This window comes from Rhizobium sp. BK212 (assembly GCF_014197475.1).
Taxonomy (GTDB): domain Bacteria; phylum Pseudomonadota; class Alphaproteobacteria; order Rhizobiales; family Rhizobiaceae; genus Rhizobium; species Rhizobium anhuiense.
Genome location: NZ_JACIFS010000005.1, coordinates 350390 through 375656 on the forward strand (window position 1 = coordinate 350390; position 25267 = coordinate 375656).

Consider the following 25267-nt stretch of genomic DNA (forward strand, 5'->3'; position numbering starts at 1 on the left):
GGAAAAGAAGGGAAGAGACATGACCCAGCCCAACCTCAAATTCTCGCTCGGCGAATATGCCGCGCGGCTGGAAAAGACACGGCGTGCCATGGAAGCGAAGGGCGTCGACCTGCTGATCGTCAGCGACCCGTCGAACATGGCCTGGCTCACCGGCTATGATGGCTGGTCCTTCTATGTGCACCAGGCGGTGATCGTGCCGTCACAGGGAGAGCCGATCTGGTTCGGCCGCGGCCAGGATGCCAACGGCGCCAAGTTCACCGCCTATCTGAAGCATGACAACATCATTGGCTATCCCGATCACTATGTGCAATCGACCGAACGCCATCCGATGGATTATCTCTCGGGCATCCTCACCGAACGCGGCTTCGGCAAGCTGACGATCGGCGTCGAGATGGACAATTACTGGTTCTCGGCGGCGGCCTTCGCGGCGCTGCAGAAGCACCTGCCGAATGCGCGCTTCGTCGATACGACCGCCCTCGTCAACTGGCAGCGCGCGGTCAAGAGCGAGACCGAAATCAAGTATATGCGCAATGCCGCCCGCATCGTCGAGGCGATGCATGCCCGCATCTTCGACAAGATCGAGGTCGGCATGCGCAAATGCGATCTGGTCGCGGAAATCTATGATGCCGGCACCCGCGGCGTCGACGGCATCGGCGGCGATTATCCGGCGATCGTGCCGCTGCTGCCGTCTGGCGTCGAAGCATCCGCACCGCATCTGACCTGGGACGACCGGCCGATGAAGACGGGCGAGGGCACCTTCTTCGAGATCGCCGGCTGCTACAACCGCTATCACCTGCCGCTGTCGCGCACCGTCTTCCTCGGCAAGCCGACGCAGGCCTTTCTCGATGCCGAAAAGGCGACGCTGGAGGGCATGGAGGCCGGTCTTGCGGTCGCCAGACCCGGCAATAGCTGCGAGGATATCGCCAACGCCTTCTTCGCGGTGCTGAAAAAATACGGCATCGTCAAGGACAACCGCACCGGTTATCCGATCGGCCTTTCCTATCCGCCGGACTGGGGCGAGCGCACCATGAGCCTGCGACCGGGCGACCGGACGGAACTGAAGCCCGGGATGACCTTCCATTTCATGACCGGCCTCTGGCTCGACGACATGGGATTCGAGACGACCGAGAGCATCCTCATCACCGAGAGCGGTGTCGAGTGCTTCGCGAACGTGCCGCGCAGGCTGATGGTCAAGGATTGAGGCTGCGATGACAGAGATTGGCTTGCGACCGTCACCGATCAGCGCGACGGTCAATTTCGCCGCCGAGGGCGTCCAGCATGGCTTCCTGCGGCTGCCCTACAGCCGCGACGATTCCGCCTGGGGATCGGTGATGGTGCCGATAACGGTCATCAGGAACGGCAAGGGGCCAACGGCTCTTCTGACCGGCGGCAATCACGGCGACGAGTATGAAGGACCGATCGCGCTCTTCGATCTTGCCCGCACGCTGAAAGCCGAGGAGGTGAGCGGCACTGTCATCATCGTGCCGGCCATGAATTATCCGGCATTCCAGGCGGGAACCAGGACCTCGCCGATCGACAGGGGCAACATGAACCGCAGCTTCCCGGGCCGGCCGGACGGCACGGTGACGGAGAAGATTGCCGACTATTTCCAGCGGGTGCTTCTGCCGATGGCGGATCTCGTCCTCGACTTCCATTCCGGCGGCAAGACGCTCGATTTTCTGCCGTTCTGCGCGGCTCACATCCTGGCGAACAAGCAACAGGAGAAAAAGGCCTTCGAATTGGTGACGGCCTTTGCGGCCCCCTATTCGATGAAGATGCTTGAGATCGATGCGGTCGGCATGTACGACACCGCGGCCGAGGAGATGGGCAAGGTCTTCATCACCACGGAACTCGGCGGCGGCGGCACCGCCACGGCCAAAAGTGCGGCGATTGCCAAACGCGGCACCATCAACGTGCTGCGCCATGCGGGGATCGTCGCGGGCGCCGTCGAGACCGGCCCGACGAGCTGGCTCGATATGCCGGACGGCCGCTGTTTCTCTTTCGCAGAGGAGGGCGGGTTGATCGAGCCTGTCATTGACCTCGGTGAAGCCGTGGCCGAAGACGCCGTCGTCGCGCGCATCCATCCGATCGGCCGGACCGGAATGGCGCCCCGCGAGATCCGCGCCGGCATGAACGGCATTCTCTGTGCCCGGCATTTCCCGGGGCTGGTCAAAGCAGGCGACTGCGTTGCCGTCGTGGCGATCGTTACGAACTGAGGTGGGAAGGGCCTGGCCCTTCCCTTTGCCGCGGACGCGTCAGGCCGCTTTCTGCGATCTTGACGGGCTGGCGGCCGCGTCGATCTGAAAGCGGCTGACGACCCCTTCCAATGTCTGCGTCTGGCTGCCGAGCGCCCGGCAGGCCGAGGCGGTTTCGACGGCCATGGCGGCGTTGCGTTGGGTGACCTGATCCAGGGCGTTGACGGAGGTGTTGATCTCGCCGATCGCCACCGCCTGTTCGGAGGACACCAAGACGATGCGGGCGATCAGACTGGCAACCTGCTCGACCTGTCCTTCGATTTCCAGAAGCGCCTTGCCGGTGCGGTTGACGAGCTGCACCCCGGTGGAGACCTGAGACGAGGAGGTGGAAATCAGCGCTCTGATCTCCTTGGCGGCGTTGGCCGAGCGCATGGCGAGTTCGCGCACTTCCTGGGCGACGACGGCGAAACCCTTGCCCGCTTCGCCCGCACGGGCCGCCTCGACCCCGGCATTGAGCGCCAGAAGATTGGTCTGGAAGGCGATTTCATCGATGACATTGACGATGTCGCCGATCTGGGAGGACGAACCTTCGATCCGTTCCATGGCGGCGATCGCTTCACGAACGACGGCCGCCGAATGTTCGGCGCTGGTGCGGGTCTCGGCCATCATGCCGGTTGCCTTGCCGGCATGGTCGGAGGCGTCTTTCGCCTTGGCATTCATCTCATCGAGCGCGGCTGTGGCCTCTTCGAGCATCGCGGCCTGCTGTTCCGTGCGCGAGGCAAGGCTGTCGGCGGCATCGGTGATGCCGGCCGAGGAACTGCCCACTTGCTTGGAGGTCTGGGCGATCTCGGCCATCGAAGCGCAAAGCGCATCCATGCTGTCGTTGAACTTTGCGCGCAAAGTCTCGTAGGCCGTGGCGAAGGGCGTCGTGATGCGGCAATCGAGATTGCCGTTCGATAGCTGTTCCAGGCCGTATGTCAGCCGGCCGATCACCGTTTCGCGGATCTGTTCCTCAGCGGCCTTTTCGGCCAGCTGGCTGCGCTCGCGCTCGAATTCCGCGTCGCGAAGTGCGGTCTCGCGCTTCTGCGCGTCCTGCCGTTCGAGCGCATTGCGGCGGAATACCGCGACGGCCTTGGACATGGCGCCGATCTCGTCGGAACGGTTGGCATAGGGAACTTCGGTCGAAAAATCGCCTTCGGCGAGGTTGCCCATATAGGCCTTCATACCGTCGAGCGGCACGATGGCGCGGCGGCGCAGGAGATAGAGGCCGACCAGCAGCAGGCCGAACGAGCCGAAACCCGCAGCACCGGCATAGATCGTCCAGGTGACGATTTCCGAAGCGGCATTGCGCTCCTCGCCCTTCAGGAAGGCGTCGGAATTAGCAACGAGTTTCTCGACCGCATCCTGATGCGAATGGAAGGCAACGCGCAACTGTTCGATCGCACCATGCGCCTTGTCTTCATCCTTGGCATTTAAGGCGGGGATGATCTCGCGGTTCATCACCCCCCAGAATGCATCGCCCTTGGCGATGACATCGTTTTCAAGCTCGTCCTTCAACGCCTGCGGCAGCCGGGTGGTTTTCCAATAGGCGCGGCGGTCGTCGTAAGCGGCCTTGAGATTGGCGATCTTGGCAAGATTGGTGTCTGTTAGTTCGGGAAATTTGCTCGCCTCGAAGGAGAGCATGTAGGATTCGACCACGAACAGCGGCGGCGGTAGAATATCGGCAATCAAATCCTTGCCGTAGACCACCTGCTCGTAAACCGGACCGTTGACCTTCAGCCGTTCGAGCGCCGATTGCTGCAATCCGATCGACATGAAAAGACCTACTGAAACGGCGACGCCGAACGCCACCAGACTGCGAGCGATGGTGAATGCCAAGACTGTCTCCAAATAACTTTTGGCCTCTCTACTTCGAGAGACCTGATCTACGTACGGCATTATTTGGCAAGAACACTGAAATATGGTTAATTATTATGAGGTCGGAGCTTAGCCAGCTCTTTCAGGACTGGGGCAACCGTCCAAAATTGGGTTGATAGGTTGAAGCGGTGGTATCAAACCATCACCAGCCATCATGATGGCTCAAGGCGACATCACATTCATCGTGAAGGAGATCAGCTTGGCTGCCCTCAGCTTTCCGTACGAAGTGCAAAAGCGCGTGATCTTGCTCGCCGTGAAAACGGCTCGATAGCCGCCATAGTCACGCGGACCTTTGAATTGGACGAGATAGGCGAAGCTGGACGGGAACCGGCGGTGTCCTTCCATGCCAGGCTTTTTTCGCGGGGACGGACATCGGTATTGAAGCCCCGATCAACGAAGGCCGGCAGCATTGGATGGGCATCGAGCTTTGAATGTTCTCGATACCAACGGTTCTGCGTTTCCACGAAAGCTGAACGCTTCAGGGGATGACATCCGCGGTGTCGAGCAGACCGAAGCCCAAGGATATCCTATCGCGGCGTCGAGGTTATCGCGGATAGCGTTGTCAAGCGGCTAGCTTCTGAATGGGTCGATCGACGCGCCGGTAAGCCTTTCAGGCCAATCGCATGAGCATTTCATTCAGGTCGCTGATCTGGCGGAGCAGTTCGACCAACTTGTCCGTATCATCTTGGCTGAGCCGGCCCGTTCCGGCGCTGCTCTGCCAAAGATGTTGAAATTGTTGGCTCGTCTGGCGCGCGCTGCTCATGATTTCGATGATTTGCGCGCGGTTTTCCCAGGTTGCAACGACGGTCGATTCGTTCATTTCCATCGACACGTCCGATTCGCGTTCCAGCAAAAGCAATTCCTGATTCCTCTTGGCGACGGCGGGTTGGTTCGGCAGTCAGCAGCGATTGAAAATCAAACGATTGTCTGTCGGGTGTGGGGCGAACCCGATAGACAATCGGCAAGTCCTTCTTGGGAACCCAAATCAGGAATCGCAAGAGCAATAAATGGGAAATTTTCCCATATGTCAATCTGATTGATGGCGCGTTAGCGCGGAACTGGAGGATCCGTAGGCGGTGGACCGCGGCGCAAGGGGTCTTGCGGCGGCGGACCCCGCCTGTTCGGATCAGGATAATCTCCGCCAGGCCCGCCTCTGCCGAAAGACGGATGGCCACGCTCTGGCCCGTCTGGAGGACCATCCGGCGGGCGAGGACCAAAGCCGTCTGGGCCTTGCCTGTCCGCAAAGCCCGTCATTCTGCTTGAATCGCGAACGGTGACGTCGACAAATCCATGGCCATCGGGAGACATTCGCATCGAGCCGTAAGGCGCTGAGCCCCCAGGTCCTGCGCCAGCTCCGCCCTTTTCTGCGGGTTTGAAGGTCTCGACGTTGACGACGCCTCGTTTCAGACCCGGCACCACAGGTTCGGCCTGAATGCGTATAATGACCGATCGATTAGCGTCCGTCCTGAGACGCACGACGGTTTGCTTGCCGACCAAATGTGCTTGCGCCTGCCCGAGCGAAAGGCCGCCGAGCAAGACGCGATTGCCGCTCCTTACGGGGACACCGCGAACATGGGCGCCATCGGAAACGGCGCGATGCTCGATGCGTCTGGCAATGATGGTGCCATCCGGTTTGCGGATGCCGAACACGGCGACTCGCTTGCCCTTTCGTAAGCCCTTCGTGACCAAACCGGTCGTGTCGACGGTTTGCGACAGGATGGTCATCCCGGTCTTACCCATCTCGTCGATGCGGCCCTGGACCTCGCTGACGATCGCGATGCGGGCAGCACGCTTTCCTGCCAGCAGCACACGGACGACATGACCGACCTTCATCGCGCTTGCAGGCGCGCGTCGTCCATCGATGTCGATCGGCGTCGTCGCACTGAACGGTATGTGGATGTTGTTGACGATGATGCTGCCAAAACCCTGGATGGTTCCGACGATGCCGGTTCCGCCGATACCGTGGTCTTCGTTTTCTCCACCTGCAATGGAAAGACCGGAGCCGCCGATGCCATGGTCGCTGGTGCCTGTCGGCTGCGCGGCGGTCATCGCTGGCATCAGAACCTGGAGCGCTATTCCGCCCAGGAGAAACTGTCTTCTCGAGATCGTTGACGGGCTCATGCGTCAGTCTCCGTCTCGGAAGCGGCTGCCGGAGGAACTGCGTCACCCTCCTCGGTCATGACATAGACGCCGGTGATCCAGCGGCTGTTGCCGCCGGGATCGTCCTTGATGGCCTGATGGGCGATCTTGTTGAGCTTCAGGAGCAGCGCCATCCCTTCCTTGCGCCCAATCTCGTCGAGCCGGGCTGCCAGCGCTGGAGATATCCCGTCATAATGAACGGCGCGTTCGAAATAGGGAGGAGGATCGTTCATCAGGTTCATGACCGATGCCTGCACGTGGTCCCGAAGGTTGCGGGTAAAATAATGCCGGCGGGCTTCGTCCCCGGCATTCGGGACGATCGATGAGAGGTTGAGCTGGATCCAACCGTTCTGATCGACAACGACAATGTCTCTGTCCAGCCAGTCGTCCAGGATCGAGCGAGGATGGACGTCCTTGGTGATGTCGCTCACCAGGCTTTCGAATGACGGACCGCCGTCGCTGGATGTGCGGGGCAGGGCGCTCGGCCTATCCTCCGCATCGCAATAGAGCGGCTCGGCAAGCCATCTCGCAAGAATGCGGCTCGTCTGCGAAACACTCACGGTGAGAAAGGATGCCGTCAGGGTCTGTCCACGCAGCCGGTTGACGTCCTTGCGGTGGATGCCGGTTAGAAGCGAGATACGGCTATCCGTCTGCTGTTTGTTCGGCAGCGTAAATTCGTTCTCCGCAACCTCGATATAGAGGTGGCGAAGAATGGCCGAAAAGGCAGTGAAGTTGAAGCCGGAGGCGAGAGCGAGTTTGACCAGCGGGCGAAGCACGCGGACGAGCATGGCCTGCAAGGTCTCTTCGGAGAATGGAAGCTTCGCGCGCGGCTTTGACATCAACAATACACTCGGTCCCTGAAAGACCATTGCCGGCAGACTTCGACAGTCGCCCTCCATCTCCCTATGGTAAAGTCCAGACTGCTGCAACGGACAAGCCAGATGCAAGACCGGGCTATGCCGTGCTGCTGTGCGGCGCGGCCGCGATCGTGCCGACTTTGAAAGGAGATTTAGCGTGCTCCGTTAATGAGTTACCGGATGCGGCTCGGGTGAGAGCACCGCGCCATGGCTCCAGTCGATCAGCCGGTCGATACGTGCAATCTTGTGGAAAACCTCGAAGACGTCGAATGACGCGCCTTTCTCGATATGGCCGGCCAAAAGCTCGCAAAGCTCGAATATTTCAGGCGGCGTGCCGGTCATCTCGACGCCGTCATCGGTGAAAACACCTGATCGAGGCCATGCCCGCGGCTGTTGTTCATCAAGTTTGCAGCCGACGAAAGGGATTGTATCGATGATGCCGGAGGCGAGCGCGAAGGCGGCTTCCGTCACGATTTCGGAGCAATCCGTGCTGGGCTGTTTCCTTAAGGCTGGTATCTGCAACCGCTTGAACTCCTTCATGTCAGATCCGTCAGAGGTAATTGACCAAACTCAGCCCCTGGAGTTTCGAGACGAGCGTATAGGCCGTTTCCAGTTGCGTTTGCAGTTGGTTGACGAGCGTCGACGCCTCATAGACATCCACGCCCTGGAGGTCGACGAGCTTGCCCTGAAGCAGGGTTGATTGAGCGTCGAGGGCGTCATTTGCCTTTTCGACCCGCTCCTGCGAGAGGCCTAGCTCGCTTTGCTGTGTGACGATGCCGGCTGTTGCCTGCGCCGCATAAGCGATAGCCTGGGATGCAACGGTGCTTTGCGCATCGGATGCGAGATCCTGACCGAAGAGGGACGACACGACGACGGATGCAAGCGCGAGATAACGCATCCCTTCCGAATTCGCGTTGGTGGACGAGGTGATGGTTTCCGATCCGCTGATCCGGCTTGTCATGTCGGTGCTCGAGGCGGTCGACCAGCCGTCTGCAGAGTCCGTCCAGGCGCTTTCGGAAAACATCGGCTCGACCGTGTCGGTGATGAATGTGCCGATTTCCTCGCCCGTCAGCTCGTTCACGTCTTTTCCAAGGCCGGTTGCATAGTCGCTCAGCGCCGTCACGATCGTATCCGAGACCGTGGAAGTTTGGTCGGTCAGGGGCTGGCTGTCGAGGTTTGTCCCGCCAAACAGGAACTCGCCGTTGACGGCCGTATTCGCCGTCGAGATCAATTGCGAAACCGTGGAGCTCGCTGTCTGCAAGGCGACTGCGATACTCGTCGTATCCTGGCTCGCCTGAAGCGCGGTCAGGTTCGAAACCAGGCTGTCGCCGGCATCCTTGAGGTTTGAAAGGGCCGTCTGCGACGCGTCCATGCGCAATGCGACGACGGAATTGCTCGTTTGAAACGACGCGGCCTGGTTGATGGCGCTGGTGAGGTTGAGCGACTTTGCAGTGCCGGCACCAAGGGCCGTGCCGATATCGCTGTAGGTTCCCGTCGTTGCCTCTGTCGAAGCGCTCTGCAGCTTGGACTGGGACTGGCTGATGGTCAGCTTGAGAACGTTTTGCATCGCCGATGATGAGACAAAAGATGCTTTCATGACTAGCTCGCTATGTCGAGGAGCGACTTGAACATGTCGTCGATGACGTTCAGGATTTTCGTCGCCGCTTTGTAGGATTGTTCGATGTCGAGAAGCAGCGTCAGCTCCTCGTCGAGGTTCACGCCCGCTTCATTGGAATAAGCCTCGTCGGAGCGCGACAGGGCCGCCGAAGTGGTTTCGGAGGCCGTCGTCGCATCGCTGCGATATTGCTCGAGCCAGCCGATGGAGGCGCTGGCATAGTCCGTCAGGCTTTGCGTCGTGGAGAGGCCGGCATCGGAAGAGAAGGAGCGCTGTTCCGTCAAGGCCTCGTACAGGGCGTCGAGATTGTCCGAGAAGCCGCTGTCTCCCGACGTATTGAGATCGGTGATGCCGCTGATCGTTCCATCGCGCAGCTTCGTCGCATCGCCGCCGTCGCTCGTGACAACGGCTGTATTGACCGAGATGGTGGACGCGATCCCGGTGATATCGTCGGTGTCGGACGGCGTTGTCCCGGTTGCGCCCGCCGCCGTCGTCCACACGAAAAGTCCGGGTGCGCTCGTGCTGCCGTCGGTTTCCGAAAAGATCTGGACGAGCGATTTGGCGATCTCGTCGAGCTGGGCCTGGAAGGTCGGGGCGACCTCGTCGCGAAGCTGCAGCAATGACTGCAGGCTGCCCGAGGCAGTGGTCGTCGATCCTTCGCCGGCGTCGAGCGCAACCCCGTCTATGTAGACGGAATTGCCCTCCGTTCCCGCGACATAGGTTGCTGTCGAGGTGAATGAGACGGTGCGCGGGACGGTCTCGAACAGCACGGTGCCATCCGAGGTGTAGAGCGCCATGTCGTTATTGCTGCGGACGACGGAATTGACGCCGACGATCGAGGAGATCTGCTTCAAGAGCTTTTCGCGCTCGTCGAGCGCCGAGGATGTATCCGCGCCGGTCGATGTCGCCAGTTTGACTGCGTTGTTTGCCGTCTCGAACTGCGACAGCAGCGTATTCAGCGTCGAGACCTGCGTGGCGATTTCCGCGTCGGCCTCTGTTCTGATCGACTGAATGCCGTCGCTTGCAGTATTCAGCGAATTGGCAAGGTCCTGCGCGGCGGTGACGGCCGATTGTGCCGCGGTCGTGCTGCTCGGCGAGGTGCCGAACGTCTGGAGCGCCTGCTGGAATGCCGCGAGATAAGTGCTTGGCGAGGTCTCGTAGTCATTGCCGCCCACCAGCGACTTCAAGCTTTCAAGGCCGGTCAGCAGCGTTTGCTGGGCGCTGTCCTTGGAATTCGTCTGCAGGTACTGAGACAGAAGTGCGGTTTCCTGCGCCCGGCTGATGCTGACGACCTGCGCGCCGGAAAGGGATGTCGTGATCGACGCTTCCCGTCTCACATAGTCGGAGTTTCCTGCATTGGCGATGTTCGTCGAGACGACGCTGCTTTGCTGGCCGGTATTGTTGAAGATGCTTTGTGCGCTGTTTAAGGCGGAGGTGAGCGACATGCCGACGCCCTCCCTATCGTTTCAGATTGACGAGGACATCCATGATATCGGAGCCGGTCTGGAACACCTTCGAATTGGCGGTATAGCTGCGCTGCGCTTCGATCATCTCCGTCAGTTCGCCGGCGAGATCGACGTTCGAGCTTTCGAGAGCGCCGGACTGGATGGAGCCGAGGCCGTTGGTCTGCGGGAAGCCGGTGACCGTCACGCCGGACATTCCGTTGGCGGTGTAGACGTTGCCGCTGAGCAGCGTCAGATTGTCGGGGCTTGCGACCGTCGCGAGAGGAATCTGGTAGAGAGACTTCGTCGTGCCGTTGGCATAGGAGACCGACACCACACCATCGGTGCCGATCGAGACCGCACTGACAGCGCTCGCGGCCTGGCCGTCGGCCGAGCCCGTCGCCGAGAAGTCGGAGGCGAGCTGGGTGAAATCCGAATAGTCCATGGTGATCGTCTGTGCCGTCGTCGGATCGACGATATCCGTGTCGGTCGCCGAGGTGAGCTGTCCGTCGGCGTCGAAGGAGAGCGTCGCGACGCTGACGGCGTCGGAGGAGTAGGGGAAGGATGTCGTGCCGCCGGTGGTTGCGTCGGCATTGCGATAAACCGCGACCTCCCAGGTGCTTCCGGTGACCGCGCCGCTTGAATCCGTCGTCACACCGGTTTTGGTGAAAAAGTAGTCGTATTGGACGGTAGCGCCGAGGCTGTCATAGGCAACCAGCGACATTTTCTGCGTGTCGTCGGTGACATCAGACGTGTTGGCGCTCGGCAAAGTCGTCGTATCGGTAACGACGGTCGCTTCGGAGTTCAGGTTGCCGCTGAAATAGGCGCTGCTCGAGGCAACTGCGCTCAATCCCGACTGGGACACGTTGACCGGCACCAGGCCGTCAAAACCGTTGACGACCACCGCCGGCACGCCGGAATCATAGGAATATCCCATCAGCGTGTAGCCGGCGCCGTTGACGAGATTGCCGTCGCTGTCGACAGAGAAGTCGCCGGCCCGGGTGAGCACCGGCGTGCCGTCGGCACCTTGCACGATGAAGAACCCGTCTCCCGAGATCGCCAGGTCGTAATCGGAGGTCGTGTAGGAGATGTCGCCCTGTTCGGAAATCGCCTGGCGCACGGAAGTCTGGACGCCGCCGGAATTGTAATTACCCGACGAAGACGGCAGGACCAGCGACGAGAAGGACGTGGAAACGGCCTTGTAGCCGGTGGTGTTGGCATTGGCGATATTGTCGGAAACCGTGCTGAGCCGGTTTGCCTGGGCGCTCATGCCGGAGACGGCGGTTTTCATGCTTCCAAAAATGCTCATGGCTCGATCCTTTAAGGTTTGGGAACATGCCATGTGACGAAAGGCTTCCAGAGCCCGGATGGCGGGCGCACGACATCGCTGGCGCCGGGCAAAAGCCGACACCGGTCGATGATCTGATTGTCTGGACTGACCCCGTGATGGCGATAGGCGCTTCGGCTCATCCGCGCGCTGGTTATCCGTGCGCCTGTGACGGCGCACACTTCGAACGTTTCCATATTTCGGAAGCGACCCGACTGAAGGCTCTGCCGGCTCAACTGCCGGGTCGCTTTAAAACCGTCTCATTGCAGATCCTCCAGCGACCGCAATGGCGACGGCTTAACGACCGTCAGCTCGTGGACTGTGCAGACAATGAACCGGCGCCTGACGTGTCGAGCAGACTGAAGAGCTGGCTCGCCTGGTCTTCGGTGACGTCGTCCGGCTTACCCGCCATGAATTCGTCCAATGACACGAGCCCGTCGCCGTCCGTATCGAGATCGGAGAGCAGGGATGCAAACTGGTCATCGTCATCGTCACTGGACGACGGCGGCGGTCCTTCGGGGCGTTCCGACTGCTGAGCGGACATGGCCTCGGTCAGCGTATCGACCGATAGCGAGCCGGCACCTTCGCTGTCGAAGCTGTCGAACAGCGTGCCGGCCTGCTCCTCGCTCACATCGGACGGCCGACCTGCAACGAATTCGGCTTTGCTTACCTGCCCGTCGCCGTCGGTATCGAGATCGGAGAGCAGGGATGCAAGATCGTCATCGTCGGAAGGTGGCGGGGGTGGCGGCCCCTCGGCACGTTCCGACTGCTGGGCGGACATGGCTTCGGTCAGCGCATCGACCGATAGCGAGCCGGCACCTTCGCTGTCGAAGCTGTCGAACAGCGTGCCGGCTTGATCCTCCGACACATCGGACGGCCGGGCTGCGACGAACTCGGCCTTGCTGACGTAGCCGTCGCCGTCGCTGTCCAGCTGCGCAACGTCCATGTCTGCGCCGCCGTCCTGCTGCTCGCTGGAAGCGGACTGATCGGCGAGGCCGTTCATCGTCAGTGACATCAACTGCGACATGAGTTTCTCGGCGCTGTTGGTCGCGTCTTCGCTGAGCTGCTGGGTTGTGGTTGATTTTTTTGCCGAAACCGTATTACAGGATAGGACGTCCTGGGACGCTGACGTCGAACTCTTGCTATAGGAATAGGAAGACATTGACGTTGCGGCGGAAATGGTCGTCATAAGCGCTCCATCGCTAGAGGGTGGGGATGCAACGCATTACAGAACTGATGAGTTCTCTAAATCGAAATTACTAATGCCACAACCGAAAAAATCGTCCCTCAGAAATCGTAGTCTCCTTTCTGCGGGCGTCGGCTTGTGCTTCGATGAGGCGGTCTAGATCATCATGGATGTTGCCGACGATCCCGCAGATGAGCCGCGCAAACGGGGCCGGCCGAAAGTCTCCAGCGACGATGACAAGCGCGTGCATATCGTCGAGATTGCCCGCCGCGTTTTTGTAAAATACGGCTACGCCGGAAGCACGACCGCGGTCGTCGCCACCGAGGCGGGTGTTTCGAAACAGACGCTCTACAAGCTGTTTCAGAGCAAGGAAGAGCTGTTTGCCGCCGTGGTCGGTGCTCATCGGCGCATGATGCTCGACCTGCCTCGGCCTCCGGAAGATCTCTCGATCGCCGAGAGCCTTGAACGCATCTTCATGATCGACATGGATGAGGACAAGGATGCCGATCGTGCCGGTTTCCTGCAGCTCGTCTTTCGCGAAGCAGGGCAGTTTCCCGAACTCGTCGACATTCTGCAGCGCGAAGGCATGCGTGCCAGCCGGCAGCAGCTTGCCGACTGGCTGAGCGACCGCCGGGCCGAAGGCAGGCTGTCGCTTGATGATCCGACCAGCGGAGCCCGCATGCTGATGGATATGATCTTCGGTGGCATGGGCCCGCCGGAAGGGCGCGCTCAGGCCTGGCGCGATCGGGCGGCACTGCTTGCCCATCTCCGGCGCTGCATTGCAATCTTTGCCGCGGGCGTCGGCGCCGCGTGACCCGATAAAGCCGCGATCCCTCGGCTTTCGACGTCCTGTTGCATTTTTCGAAGAATTATAGTACCATACGGTTCTATTAAATTGATTCGGCCGCATGAATGCGGTTCGTCAGCGCCATGAACGGCGGCAACATCTCAGCAAACATGAAAAGTTTCAACCGTGGCGGCCGGCAGGCTTTCGCGCGCGCATGCTCATGAAAGGGACAGACGTTGGTTTCCACCTATGTGAGCTACCTCTCGGTCGCCAGAAATCTGAGCGCCAGTCTCTCGAGTGTGGCTTCACAGGCAACGGTTTCCCGAGACAGTGACTACTACAAGGAAAACATCGACAAGGTCACGACGGTCGATGAATTCATGGGCGATTACAAGCTCTACTCCTATGCTATGAAGGCCTATGGACTTGAGGACATGACCTATGCCAAGGCCTTCATGAAGAAGGTGCTGGAAAGCGACCTCAGCGATTCATCGAGCTTCGCCAACACTTTGAGCGATAGCCGCTATGCCGAATTCGCCGCCGCCTTCAAATTCGGGGGCGAGACGAAGACGGCGCAGTCGGACGTGCAGCGGGACAATCTGCTCGATGCCTATGAGACATCCTTCGACACCGAGGCGGACGACATCACGGATGAGACGGATTATTTCGAAGAGAATATCTCGTCGATCACCTCGGTCGATGATTTCCTGTCGAGCTCCAGACTGAAGAACTATGCGCTGACGGCCTTCGGCCTCAGCACCGAATACACGTCCAGCAGCTTCCTGAAGCAGGTTTTGACGAGCGATCTGGATGATGCCGACAGTTTCGTCAACCAGCTCGGCGACGACGTCTATGTCAGCCTGGCAAAGGCCTTCAACTTCAACGAGGATGGCTCGACCGACGGCGATGTGATGTCGGAAGACCAGATCTCGCTGGTGACGAGCGGCTATGCGGTGGCCTCCTCGACGATCGCGTCCACGGAAACCGGGGAGGCCTACGACACCTATTTCGCTGCTGAAATTGGCAACATCACCTCCGTCGACCAATTGATGAGCGACGACAAGCTGGTCGGCTATCTCAGGATTGCCTACGGTCTTTCCGACGACGAATCCGACAGCTACATTTCGGCAGCCCTGAAAAGCGCCGACATCGCCGAAGCGATCGGCTTGTCCGACCTGCACGACGCCTTCAATTTCGACGAGGACGGCGCGCTTGCCGATGGCGACACCGCCCAGACCTCCGACCAGACCGCCACGACCACGGCAGCCTTCGATGAAAATTATGAAGTGCTGGTCGCCAATACCAGCACGGAAGACGCCACCGACAACTATACGACGCGCATCGCCAGCGTCACCTCGATCGATGATTTCCTCGTGTCGAATGCCGATGACGACGATGACGACAACGACGATCTCCCCGAGCTGTGGGAAATGGCGTTGCGCGCCTATGATATAGACCCCGACAGCGTTTCGAGAAGCGAGGTCCGGAAAATTCTCGAAAGCGATCCCACGGACTCGAAAAGCTATGTCAACAGCCTGAAGGACGACCGGTTCGTAGCCTTTCGCAAAGCATTCAACTTCGACGACAATGGCGACGTCACCGTTCCCTTGCAGGCCATGTCGGAATCCGTCGTCGACGACTACGCCGCCTATTACAAGCAGAACAAGATCCGATACCTCGAAGGCGACGAGCTGACCCAGGCGACCGACGCGGCGAATGACGAGATCACCTATTTTCGCGAGCAGATGGCGACGATCACGACGGCCAGCGAATTCCTGGCCGACGATCGCCTGGTTAGCTTCGCGCTTGAGGCGAAGGGGCTCGATCCGGACGATGTCACGTCGGACGAACTGAAGAAGATGTTCTCTTCCGATCTCGACGACGAAGATAGTTATGTCAACAAGCAGGACGACAATCGTTTCGCCGAACTCGTCGGCTCGTTCAATTTCGATCAGGACGGCAATATATCCGCCGATCCGACCGGGACCGTGCAGCAGCGCGGCGACGTGCTGGAAACGATCGACTCCTATGTCAGGCTGACGCTCGAAGACGATCAGGGCGACAGCAACACCGGCGTGCGCCTTGCCCTCTATTTCGAACGCAAGGCGCCGGAGATCTCGAACGCCTATGATATTCTGGGCGACAGCGCGCTCTTCGAGTTCTTTACGACGACCTTCAACCTGTCCAGTTACGTCTCGAATATGGACGTCGAGAAGCAAGCCGAGATGGTCAACAATTTCATCGACATGGAGGATCTGTCGGATCCTGACAAAGTCGACGATCTGATCCAACGCTTCACCGCCATGTATGACATGGCCAACGGTACGGGCACCACGTCGTCAGCCCTTTCGATCCTGACCGGCTCGTCGACAATAAGCGCTGACACGCTGCTTGCGGTGGCGCAGTTGAAAAGCAGCTGAGCGGCCCGCAGTGCGCCGTTCCCGGGGAGGCTGCATCGCTGCCCGCGGCAGGGCGGGCCGCCGGCTGTCTTTGCCCCCGGATGCGCCTGATGAATGCAGCGCTGGTTGAAAATAAATTATACTGCACGTCACATTCATAATTAAATCCCCGTTAATGAGCATGAGCGAATATTCGCAAAATGGCTGGATCGACAGCGATGAATCTAGGAGGATTTGCGAGTGAATATTCTTGATCGTGGTGCAAATGCTGTCGCTGTTCTGGCGGCTCTATCGAATTCGCAAGCCATGATCGAGTTTGATTTGTCGGGCAAAATCCTCACCGCAAACGAAAACTTCTGCAGGGCGCTTGGTTACGAGTTGAGGGAGATCGTCGGAAAACATCACAGCATGTTTGTCGAACCTGCCTATGCATCCTCGGCAGAATACAAGGCTTTCTGGACGAAGCTGTCAGCAGGAAAATTCGATCAACAACAGTATAAACGGCTCGGCAAAGGCGGGCGTGAGGTCTGGATCGAAGCGTCCTACAATCCGGTGTTCCGTCGCGGGAAGCCGGTCAAGGTCATCAAGATTGCAACCGATATCACCGCGCAGAAGCTGAAATCTGCCGAGCATGCGGGCAAGATCGACGCATTGTCCCGGGCTCAGGCGATCATCGAATTCACGCCGGCCGGCGAAATCCTGACCGCAAACGACAATTTCCTGACCGCTCTTGGTTATTCGCTTGCCGAAATCCAGGGCAAGCATCACTCGATGTTCTGCGAAGGCGACTATTCCAAGTCGGAGGCCTACAAGGAATTCTGGCGGAAACTTGCGGGCGGCCAACTGGTTGCCGACGAATTCATGCGTGTGGGCAAGGGCGGACGGAAGGTTTACATCCAGGCTTCCTATAATCCGATCTTCGACCTGAACGGCAAAGTGTTCAAAGTCGTGAAGTTCGCAACCGATGTCACGGCGCGTGTCGAGAATGTCGAACAGCTCGCCCGTTGCCTGACGAATTTTGCAGATGGCGACCTGTCGCAGACGATCCAGAAGCCTTTCATTCCTTCGCTGGAACGGCTGCGCACCGACTTCAACAGCGCTTCGGAAAAGTTGAAGGACGCGATGGCAACGGTGGCCGAAAATGCCAAGGCGATCTCGGCCGGTTCCAACGAAATCCGCACCGCCGCCGACGACCTGGCAAAGCGTACCGAGCAGCAAGCGGCATCCGTCGAAGAGACGGCGGCCGCCCTTGAGGAAATCACGACGACGGTCAAGGATTCGAGCCGCCGCGCCGAGGAGGCCGGTCAACTCGTCTCCCGCACCAAAGACCATGCGGAACATTCCGGCCAGGTGGTTCGTGATGCGATCGGAGCGATGGACCAGATCGAAACCTCGTCGCGCGAAATTTCCAATATCATCGGCGTCATCGATGAGATTGCCTTCCAGACGAACCTCTTGGCGCTCAATGCCGGCGTAGAGGCGGCACGGGCAGGGGAGGCCGGCAAGGGTTTTGCGGTCGTTGCTCAGGAGGTCCGGGAGTTGGCGCAGCGGTCGGCGAAAGCTGCAAAGGAGATAAAGAGCCTGATTACAGCCTCCGGTTCTCACGTCGCAAAGGGCGTCGCCCTCGTCACGAATGCCGGATCGGCGCTTCAGGAAATCGCCAGTCAGGTTCACGACATCAACACCAATGTCACGGCGATCGTGGAGGCGGCGCGCGAGCAATCGACGGCGCTCGGCGAGATCAACCAGGCCATCAACACCGTCGACCAGGGAACGCAGCAGAATGCCGCGATGGTCGAGGAACAGACGGCTGCGAGCCACGGCCTCGCACGCGAGGCCGCCGCACTTTTCAAGCTTCTTGAACAGTTCCGTTTCGACGATGCTCCGAGATCGAGACTTTCATCCACGCAGGCGGATCGTCATGTGCCCGCACCGACGGCTTTGAAAGTTGTTCGTACCTCGCCCGCCGCGTCCGTCCAGCGCGGGTCGGCGGCCGCCGCGCTGAAGTCTGATTGGGAAGAATTCTGATCAACCCAGAAAATTGCTGTCGGCGGCAAGTTCGTCCGCTTCCATGATCCATGAAGCGTCTCACTCCGCGTCACGCAGCACTGCGAGGAGTAAGGTCGCATGTCCCTTACCGAAGATGAAAGATTGAACCTTCTCCACGAGGCAAGCATTCTCGATACACCGCCGACGACAGAGTTCGACGCTATCGTTCGTCTGGCCTGCAATATATTCAACATGCCGATGGCGTTGGTGTCGTTCGTCGACGAGCAGCGGCAGTGGTTCAAGGCCCAGCAAGGCTTCACTTTGAAAGAGACGTCACGCGAGCATTCCTTTTGCGGACATGTTGTGGAAACAGGGTTGCCGCTCGTCGTTGAAGATGCCGGGAAAGATTCCCGCTTTTGGGAAAACACATTCGTGAACGAGTGTTCCGTCCAATTCTACGCGGGCGTTCCGCTTTTGGAAGGGGAGACCTGCTACGGCAGTTTTTGTGTCCTCGATACGAAGACCCGCCGTTTCGGCGATCGGGATATCGAACAGCTCCGTAACTTGGCAAGCGTCATCGTGGGCCTGATTCGCGAGCATCGTCAGCAAAGCCAGCTGAAAGAGCAGCAACGTGAACTGGAGTTGAAGCAGGCTCGGTTCGAACAGACCGAGCGCTCTGCCAAAGTCGGTGGCTTTGAGATGGATCTCAGCACCGGTACGATCATCTGGTCGGACCAGATTTATCGCACTGTCGGATTGCCGGTCGGTAAACGAATGACCTCGGAGGAGGTGATCGGCTGCTATGCTCCGGAAGAGCGCGACGGCGTCAGTCGCAGGATTCGCGGTCTCCTGAATGGCTCGGAGATCGGCGTTGACAAAGAGTATCGCATCATAACGCCAGAAGGCGAAGAACGATGGATTCGCGTGGTCAGCGATATCGAACACCTGCACGGTGAGCCAAAACGTTTGTTCGGCATCGTTCAGGATGTTTCCGAAAAAGTGCGCTACGAGCAACGCTTGCTGCAGGCGGCAAATGCCGATCCCCTGACCGGGCTTGCCAACCGGGCGGCATACAATGCTCACATGGCGAGGCTCACAGCGACGGATGCCGCCTCCATTGGTTTGCTGCTGGTCGACGTCGATCGCCTGAAGCAGGTGAACGATATCCTGGGCCATGCGACCGGTGACCTGCTGCTGAAAGGCGTGGCATCCCGTCTGGACGAGCGCTTGGGAAAGCGCGGAAAGGTCTTTCGCCTCGGCGGCGACGAATTCTCGGTTGTTCTGGACGCACCCGCAAACGCGCGGGTAATGCGTTCACTCGCGCGACACCTGATTGAATATATCGGCCGCCCTCTGGAGGTCGTGGGATCAACGATAAATCCCACGATAACCGTGGGAGGCGCGATTTCGGAAGGTGAAATGGATGCGGCGACGCTTTCGCAAAACGCAGACTTCGCCCTGTATCACGCCAAGGAAACACGGCGTGGAAGCTACGTTCAATATGAGCCCAGCCTGCGTTCGAGGATAGCCCATCGCATTCAGATCGTCCGAGAGGTGGAGTTGGCGCTTACCGAGCATCGAATGGTGCCGCATTATCAGCCAATCGTGAGCTGCGCCGACGGTCAGGTATGGGCGTTTGAAGCGCTGGTGAGAATGCAACGTCCCGATGGATCAGTCGTATCGGCGGCGCAATTTCATGAAGCCTTCACGGACTCGAGTGTTTCCCATCACATTACGACATGCATGCTCGATCATGTCGCGACCGATATCTGCAAATGGATGGACCGGGGGCTGAGTTTCGGACGGGTTGGCATCAATGTCAGCGCCTCTGATTTCATGAGGGGTGACCTGGAAAGCCGCATCGTTGGTGCGTTCGCGTCGAGAGGCATTCCGCTCGATAAGCTAGTGCTCGAAGTGACGGAAACCGTCTTCCTGCAGGGCTTGGAAGACACTGTTGCAACAACGCTGCAACGTTTGCGGAAAAGAGGCTTGGCCGTGGCGCTCGATGATTTCGGGACGGGCTATGCATCGCTGACACATTTGCGGAGCCTGCCCGTCGATATCATCAAAATCGACAAGAGCTTCATCGACACCATGCTCGTGGATGAATCGAGCCTCGCAATCGTAGAACTGGTGCTCAACCTAGCGCGGAAGCTCGACATGAAGGTCACGGCGGAGGGCGTCGAAAGCCATCGGCAGGCGATGTGCTTGCTGGAAATGGGCTGCACCACCCTCCAGGGCTATTTGTTTAACAAGCCGATGGACCGCGAACACGTGGGCAGCTACCTATCTGCATCAAAACCACATTGTACGGACAATTCAGGAGAATCGCGGACGGGTCTGCTGCTCTTCGGATAGTCATCAAGATGGCGTGTCGAAGGTGGTGCGGGGCCGTCCCCGCGCTCCTTTGCGCCATCGGGACGGGCCTGCGTCCACATCAGCAGATCAGCGTGCTTCGAGCTTGTCCAGGTTGGTATGGATGATCTTCAGCGCCGATTTCAGCCAGGCCACCTCCGCCTCGCTGAACGTCTCGACGCCGACCGCCTCGAATTCTGCTGCGAGCGGCATCAATTTCTGCACCAGCGCATCGCCCGAGGGGGTCAGCGCAATCGAAACCGTGCGGCCGTCGTCGGGCCGGGTGCGCGACACCAGTTCTTTCTTCTTCATCACAGTGACTAGGCGCGACAGGGTGGAGAGCTCGACCGTAACCATGGGGCTCAGATCTGTCAGCCTTTGCGGTCCCTCCTGCTTCAGGATCGCAAGGACGCGGTACATGGGCAAGGTAACGTCAAAATCGTGCAGCCGCTCCGAAAAAAGCTCCCCCATGCGCACGCCGACGCGATTGAGAAGGTAGGGAAAGGATCCGGTAAATCGATAGGACATTTTCGCTCACAACTATTGCATCCGCACTGAATAGCCTTAGGCGAGGGCATGTGCAATCAAAAGTCGCGTTCGTCAGGACAAATGAAAGCCGGCCTCATCGAGGCCGGCCATGGTCGCGGGCGTGCTTGCCTTAGCTAGTCAGTGCACGACGACGTCTCCCTTTTCGGTCGTGCCATGGAGGAAGGTGAGGGCCGTCAAAGCGCAGCCGACCACGGCCGCTATGGCGAAGATGTAGAAGTTCCACTCCGGTGCGAGCCCCCGCTGCAGCACTGCGCCGCCGATCAGCGGCCCGGCCATGCCACCAAGGCGGCCGACCGCGAGCGAAAATCCGAGCCCGGTTCCGCGGATCTGGACTGGATAGAAGCGGCCAACCAGAACATTCGAGAGGATCTGGGTGCCGATCGTTCCAGCGCCGGCAAGAGCGACAAGCGCGTACATGAAAACACCCTGCTTCAGTGTGAGCATGTAGATCGCCCCAGCGCCGATGGCGAACAGCACGGCGACAGTCATCTTCACATGGCCCCTATCGGCAATCCGGCCGGCAATGACGATACCGATGGCGGCGCCGACATTGAGCATGATCGCAAACAGCAGCGCCGAACTGATGTCGTAGCCCATTTTGTTCATGATGGTCGGCAGCCAGTTCACCATGCCGAAAGTCAGCAACAGAGAGCAGAAGTGAATCGCCCAGGCATTCAGCGTCAGCGCAAGCCGCCCTTCCGCAAACAGCGCCCGTACGCCCTCTTTTTCCGAAGTTGTCGGCTGGTGCGGAACCCGTTCCAGGCCAAAGCTGTCGCAAACCGCGTCGGCCTCGGCGCGGCGGCCCTTGGCGGCGAGCCAGTCGGGCGATTCGGGCAGTGATTTGATCAGGAACGGCAGTGCCAGCAAAGGCGCGCCGCCAATGATCATCAGGGGGCGCCAGCCGTAATGCTCAAGAAGAAGCATGCCGAGAATGCCGGAAAGGATGCCGCCCAGCAGATAGCCCATGAAGGACAGGGAGTTGGCCAGCGCCTTCCGTTTGGTGGGCGAAAATTCGAGAATGAGCGCGGTTACGGTCGGCAGAAGTGCGCCGAGCCCGAGCCCGCTCAGGAAACGCGTGGCTGCGAAGACCGGGAAGTTCGGAGCAAGCCCGCTGGCGATCATCATGAAGGAAAAACTGGCGAGGCTGCCGAGAACGACTTTTTTCCGGCCGATGCGATCGGCGAGCGTCCCGGCGATTGCCGCACCCAGCAGCATGCCGAACAGGGTCAAGGCGGCGGCACGGCCGACGAGGGATGGATCCAGCGCCCATTCCGCCTGTTTGAGTAGCGCTGGTGCGATCACCCCGTAGACGACCAGGTCATAGCCGTCGAATAATATCATGAAGCCGCACATGGCAATGACACTTGCCGTCGTTTTGGTCTGCGCCACCATGGCGCTCATTTCCTGCGAAGACATGGCTCCTCCTCCGTGATCTCGCTTTGAAAAAGGCTTCAGCTGTCCTGGAGCCTAGAAAATCAAAGATTACCTCCGTCGTCATCGGGCTTCTGAACGGCGCGCTAGGCACGCTGCCCGATAATCCTCTCCCACCCGATGCGTAAGACAATAGAATATTGCAAATGCAAATATTGCAATAGAAAATATGGTGCGATCAAAATTATCTTCCGGCAGGCGGTGGGAACGCATCTGCAGGTTATCCAATCGCAGGTCTCGTCATCACGAATAGGAAATTATTTGCATTGACAATAATTGCAAATGCAAATAAATGATGGAAATCGGAATGGGAGAGAGATCATGCAGATTTTATCCGATGGAGTGGTCGGCGCGAATTTTCGTGCCGCAATGCGCAAATTTCCAGCGACAGTGACCGTGATCACGGCGGTGAAGGACGGTATCGACCATGGCATGACGGTCACGGCGGTCACCTCCGTTTCCATGGAGCCGCCCTCGCTTGTGGTCTGCCTGAACAACAGGACCCTGCTGCACGAAATGCTGCTTTGTCAGCCGGATTTCGCGGTGAATGTCCTCAGTCACGCGCAGCGGCCGCTGTCTGAGGCATTCGCCGGCAAAGTCGAGCCGCATGCGCGCTTCGGACTGGCGAACTGGCGGCGGCACGAAGCCGGAATGCAGCTCCTCGACGGCGCCAACGCCAATGTCGTCTGCCGCCGCATGGCTGCCGTGCCCTATGGCACTCACACGCTTTTCATCGGGCAGGTCGTTCACGCGACCGTCGACCCCAACACCATACCGCTCATCTACGAGGACGCCCGCTACTGCGTCTCGCAGCCGGCGGCTTGATCCCGCCAAGGAGGAGAATATGAAGCTTGAGATCATCGAAGGCGGTGCCGATAATATCGCACGCCCCATTCGCGGCGCTGTACTGAAGGACCGCATCCTGCCGCTCCTGCCGGCCTTCAAGGACCGTGCGCAGGCAACCGAAAAGGCACGCCGGGTACCGGCGGAAAACATCGCAGCTCTTCGCGCTGCCGGTTATTTCGATGCGGTCAAGCCGGCCGCTTATGGTGGCGCGCCCGGGCCTTTCGCCGATCTCGTCGACGCCAATCTCGAACTGGCCTCGGCCTGTGCCTCGACCGGCTGGGTCGCGGGTCTTCTTGCAGCCCATCAATGGCTGCTCGCAATGTTTCCGAAGGCCGCGCAGGATGACGTCTGGGGCAAAAATCCGGATGCGCTTCTCTGCGGCTCCTATGCGCCCGCCTCCTTGGCCGAGGCCACCGAAGACGGTTATCGGCTGAACGGCCGCTGGGCTTTTGCCAGCGGCTGCGAGAATGCCGACTGGTCGCTCTGCGCCGCCGTCCTGCCCGCTGAAGGTGCCAGCAAGCCGGTTCCGGCCTTCCTGCTGGTGCCTGCGACGCAGTATGAAATCGAAGACACATGGGATGTCGCGGGACTGGCGGGCACCGGCTCCAAGACCCTCATTCTCGCCAATGTCGTTGTGCCGAAGCATCGCGTGCTCACTTTCCCGGAGGCCACCAGCGGCCGGACGCCGGGCGCCGGCCTCTATGCCGACAAGGGCCTTTTCAACATGCCGCTTCTCACCGGCATTCCGTCCTGCCTCGCTTCCGCCGCTGTCGGCGCCGCGAAAGGCGCGTTGGAAAGCTATGTCGCATCAACAGGTAGCCGTGTGACCCGGGGGGCGGTCGCGGGCGGCAACAGCCGCATGGCAGAATTTGCGACAATCCAGCTCAGGGTGGCGGATGCCGCTGCCAGCGTCGACGCAGCCCGCGAGATCCTGCTCCGGGATGTGGCGCGCGCCGAGGAGCTGGCGGGTTCAGGACGAGAATTCACCATCGAGGACAGATTGCTCAGCCGGCGCGGCCAGTCCTTTGCCGTCACCCTGGCGCTCCGGGCCGTCGAAGCCCTGAACGCTTCCACCGGCGGACTTGGCCTCAACATGGACAATCCGGTTCAGCGCGCCTGGCGCGACGCCAACGCCGTCGGCCGTCATATCAGCATGAACTGGGACGCCGTCGGCACGATGGTCGGCCAGCACATGCTCGGCCTCGAGCCCAAGGGTCAATATTAAAACGAGAAAGTTGGAGGAGAAACATGCAAGGCAAGATCGCGCTCGAAGAGCATTTCGCCATTCCCGAGACGCTGATGGATTCGGCGGGTTTCGTCCCGGGCGACTACTGGACAGAGCTTCAGTCCCGATTGCTCGACATTCAGGACAAGCGACTGAAGCTGATGGATGCGCACGGGATCGAGACCATGATCCTGTCGCTCAACGCACCGGCCGTCCAGGCAATCGCCGAAACCGGACGGGCCATAGATATTGCCCGCCGCGCCAACGATGCGCTGGCCGAAGAATGCGCCAAACGTCCCGACCGCTTTCGCGCCTTTGCGGCCCTGCCGCTCCAGGATCCCGAGGCCGCCGCACGGGAGCTGGAACGGTGCGTGAAGGACATGGGCTTCGTCGGAGCCCTGGTCAACGGCTTCAGCCAGCGCGCCGATACCAATGCGCTGCTCTATTACGACCTGCCGCAATATCGCGGCTTCTGGGCGACGGTCGCCGCGCTCGATGTGCCCTTCTATCTGCACCCGCGCAATCCGCTGGCTGAGGACAGCCGCATCTATGAGGGCCACCCCTGGCTGATGGGGCCGACCTGGGCCTTCGCCCAGGAGACGGCGGTCCACGCGTTGCGCCTCATGGGATCGGGACTTTTCGACGAACACCCGAACCTCCGTATCATCCTCGGCCATATGGGCGAAGGTCTGCCCTACATGATGTGGCGCATCGACAATCGTAACGCCTGGGTCAAGGTGCCGCCGAAATATCCGGCCAAACGCCGCATCGCCGACTATTTCAACGAGAATTTCTACATCACGACTTCAGGCAATTTCCGCACCCAGACGCTGATCGATGCCATGCTGGAAATCGGCGCCGACCGGATCCTGTTTTCGACCGATTGGCCGTTCGAGAATATCGATCATGCCGCCGATTGGTTCGACACCACGACGATTGCGGAGGCGGACAGGGTGAAAATCGGCCGGACAAATGCCAAACTGCTCTTCGGCATTTGATGGAGGGTGA

At 59.6% G+C, this 25267-nt stretch carries 20 protein-coding genes and 1 pseudogene; 10 read left to right on the forward strand and 11 right to left on the reverse strand.

Features of this window, described 5'->3' with window-relative positions:
- The first annotated feature begins 19 nt into the window (after window positions 1-19).
- Together doeA and doeB are read left to right on the forward strand one after the other, a co-directional pair.
- Window positions 20-1201 carry an ectoine hydrolase DoeA gene (gene doeA / locus FHT79_RS19005; RefSeq protein ID WP_183903934.1) on the forward strand — a complete coding sequence of 394 codons (1182 nt, stop codon included), beginning with the start codon at window positions 20-22 and terminating at the stop codon, window positions 1199-1201.
- 7 nt (window positions 1202-1208) lie between these two features.
- Window positions 1209-2216, forward strand: a complete 1008-nt coding sequence (gene doeB, locus FHT79_RS19010; RefSeq protein ID WP_097545055.1) for a N(2)-acetyl-L-2,4-diaminobutanoate deacetylase DoeB — start codon at window positions 1209-1211, stop codon at window positions 2214-2216.
- A gap of 39 nt (window positions 2217-2255) precedes the next feature.
- On the opposite strand, the gene FHT79_RS19015 is transcribed toward doeB, so the two are convergent.
- Window positions 2256-4073, reverse strand: coding sequence for a HAMP domain-containing methyl-accepting chemotaxis protein (locus FHT79_RS19015; protein WP_183903935.1), 1818 nt, complete (start codon window positions 4071-4073; stop codon window positions 2256-2258).
- A 216-nt stretch (window positions 4074-4289) separates the two neighbouring features.
- On the opposite strand from FHT79_RS19015, the pseudogene FHT79_RS32190 reads away from it, so the two are divergent.
- A pseudogene (locus FHT79_RS32190) lies at window positions 4290-4543 on the forward strand (plasmid stabilization protein).
- 179 nt (window positions 4544-4722) lie between these two features.
- Here FHT79_RS32190 and FHT79_RS19020 read toward each other — a convergent pair.
- The 8 genes from FHT79_RS19020 to FHT79_RS19055 form a co-directional block, all read right to left on the reverse strand.
- Window positions 4723-4971, reverse strand: a complete 249-nt coding sequence (locus FHT79_RS19020) for a hypothetical protein (protein ID WP_183903936.1) — start codon at window positions 4969-4971, stop codon at window positions 4723-4725.
- Between the two features lie 188 nt (window positions 4972-5159).
- Complete coding sequence (locus FHT79_RS19025) at window positions 5160-6233, reverse strand: DUF5666 domain-containing protein (protein ID WP_047619710.1); 1074 nt, start codon at window positions 6231-6233, stop codon at window positions 5160-5162.
- A complete protein-coding gene (locus FHT79_RS19030; RefSeq protein ID WP_183903937.1) occupies window positions 6230-7120 on the reverse strand; it encodes a DUF6502 family protein in 891 nt (296 codons plus the stop codon). The genes FHT79_RS19025 and FHT79_RS19030 overlap by 4 nt, the downstream gene beginning before the upstream one ends.
- A 153-nt stretch (window positions 7121-7273) precedes the next feature.
- Complete coding sequence (locus FHT79_RS19035) at window positions 7274-7648, reverse strand: hypothetical protein (RefSeq protein ID WP_047619714.1); 375 nt, start codon at window positions 7646-7648, stop codon at window positions 7274-7276.
- Window positions 7649-7658: 10 nt separating this feature from the next.
- Window positions 7659-8705 carry a flagellar hook-associated family protein gene (locus tag FHT79_RS19040; protein ID WP_047619720.1) on the reverse strand — a complete coding sequence of 349 codons (1047 nt, stop codon included), beginning with the start codon at window positions 8703-8705 and terminating at the stop codon, window positions 7659-7661.
- Between the two features lie 2 nt (window positions 8706-8707).
- The gene (gene flgK / locus FHT79_RS19045) at window positions 8708-10168 is read right to left on the reverse strand and encodes a flagellar hook-associated protein FlgK (RefSeq protein ID WP_183903938.1); all 1461 of its coding nucleotides are present in this window, start codon (window positions 10166-10168) and stop codon (window positions 8708-8710) included.
- A 13-nt stretch (window positions 10169-10181) separates the two neighbouring features.
- On the reverse strand, window positions 10182-11474 hold the full coding sequence (locus FHT79_RS19050; protein WP_183903939.1) for a flagellar hook protein FlgE: 1293 nt from the start codon (window positions 11472-11474) through the stop codon (window positions 10182-10184).
- Window positions 11475-11799: 325 nt separating this feature from the next.
- Window positions 11800-12681, reverse strand: coding sequence for an EF-hand domain-containing protein (locus FHT79_RS19055; RefSeq protein ID WP_183903940.1), 882 nt, complete (start codon window positions 12679-12681; stop codon window positions 11800-11802).
- Window positions 12682-12844: 163 nt separating this feature from the next.
- On the opposite strand from FHT79_RS19055, the gene FHT79_RS19060 reads away from it, so the two are divergent.
- From FHT79_RS19060 to FHT79_RS19075, 4 genes are all read left to right on the forward strand, one after another.
- Window positions 12845-13492 carry a TetR/AcrR family transcriptional regulator gene (locus FHT79_RS19060; protein WP_183903941.1) on the forward strand — a complete coding sequence of 216 codons (648 nt, stop codon included), beginning with the start codon at window positions 12845-12847 and terminating at the stop codon, window positions 13490-13492.
- 209 nt (window positions 13493-13701) lie between these two features.
- Window positions 13702-15885 carry a DUF1217 domain-containing protein gene (locus FHT79_RS19065; protein WP_183903942.1) on the forward strand — a complete coding sequence of 728 codons (2184 nt, stop codon included), beginning with the start codon at window positions 13702-13704 and terminating at the stop codon, window positions 15883-15885.
- A gap of 219 nt (window positions 15886-16104) precedes the next feature.
- Window positions 16105-17892 (forward strand): PAS domain-containing methyl-accepting chemotaxis protein, encoded by a 1788-nt coding sequence (locus tag FHT79_RS19070; RefSeq protein ID WP_168333752.1) that lies wholly within the window; start codon window positions 16105-16107, stop codon window positions 17890-17892.
- A 99-nt stretch (window positions 17893-17991) separates the two neighbouring features.
- Window positions 17992-20211 carry an EAL domain-containing protein gene (locus tag FHT79_RS19075; protein ID WP_183903943.1) on the forward strand — a complete coding sequence of 740 codons (2220 nt, stop codon included), beginning with the start codon at window positions 17992-17994 and terminating at the stop codon, window positions 20209-20211.
- A gap of 87 nt (window positions 20212-20298) precedes the next feature.
- Here FHT79_RS19075 and FHT79_RS19080 read toward each other — a convergent pair whose 3' ends face one another.
- Both FHT79_RS19080 and FHT79_RS19085 read right to left on the reverse strand, forming a co-directional pair.
- The gene (locus tag FHT79_RS19080; RefSeq protein WP_047619733.1) at window positions 20299-20736 is read right to left on the reverse strand and encodes a MarR family transcriptional regulator; all 438 of its coding nucleotides are present in this window, start codon (window positions 20734-20736) and stop codon (window positions 20299-20301) included.
- 138 nt (window positions 20737-20874) lie between these two features.
- Entirely contained in the window at window positions 20875-22173 is a 1299-nt protein-coding gene (locus FHT79_RS19085; protein ID WP_183903944.1) for an aromatic acid/H+ symport family MFS transporter, read from the reverse strand.
- Between the two features lie 336 nt (window positions 22174-22509).
- Between FHT79_RS19085 and FHT79_RS19090 the strand changes: the two genes are divergently transcribed.
- Genes FHT79_RS19090 through tsdA form a run of 3 tightly spaced genes read left to right on the forward strand, consistent with a single transcriptional unit; the run spans window position 22510 to window position 25257 of the window.
- Complete coding sequence (locus FHT79_RS19090; protein ID WP_183903945.1) at window positions 22510-23013, forward strand: flavin reductase family protein; 504 nt, start codon at window positions 22510-22512, stop codon at window positions 23011-23013.
- Between the two features lie 19 nt (window positions 23014-23032).
- The gene (locus FHT79_RS19095) at window positions 23033-24259 is read left to right on the forward strand and encodes an acyl-CoA dehydrogenase family protein (RefSeq protein WP_052213517.1); all 1227 of its coding nucleotides are present in this window, start codon (window positions 23033-23035) and stop codon (window positions 24257-24259) included.
- 23 nt (window positions 24260-24282) lie between these two features.
- Window positions 24283-25257, forward strand: a complete 975-nt coding sequence (gene tsdA, locus FHT79_RS19100; RefSeq protein ID WP_047619739.1) for a gamma-resorcylate decarboxylase — start codon at window positions 24283-24285, stop codon at window positions 25255-25257.
- Window positions 25258-25267: the final 10 nt, after the last annotated feature.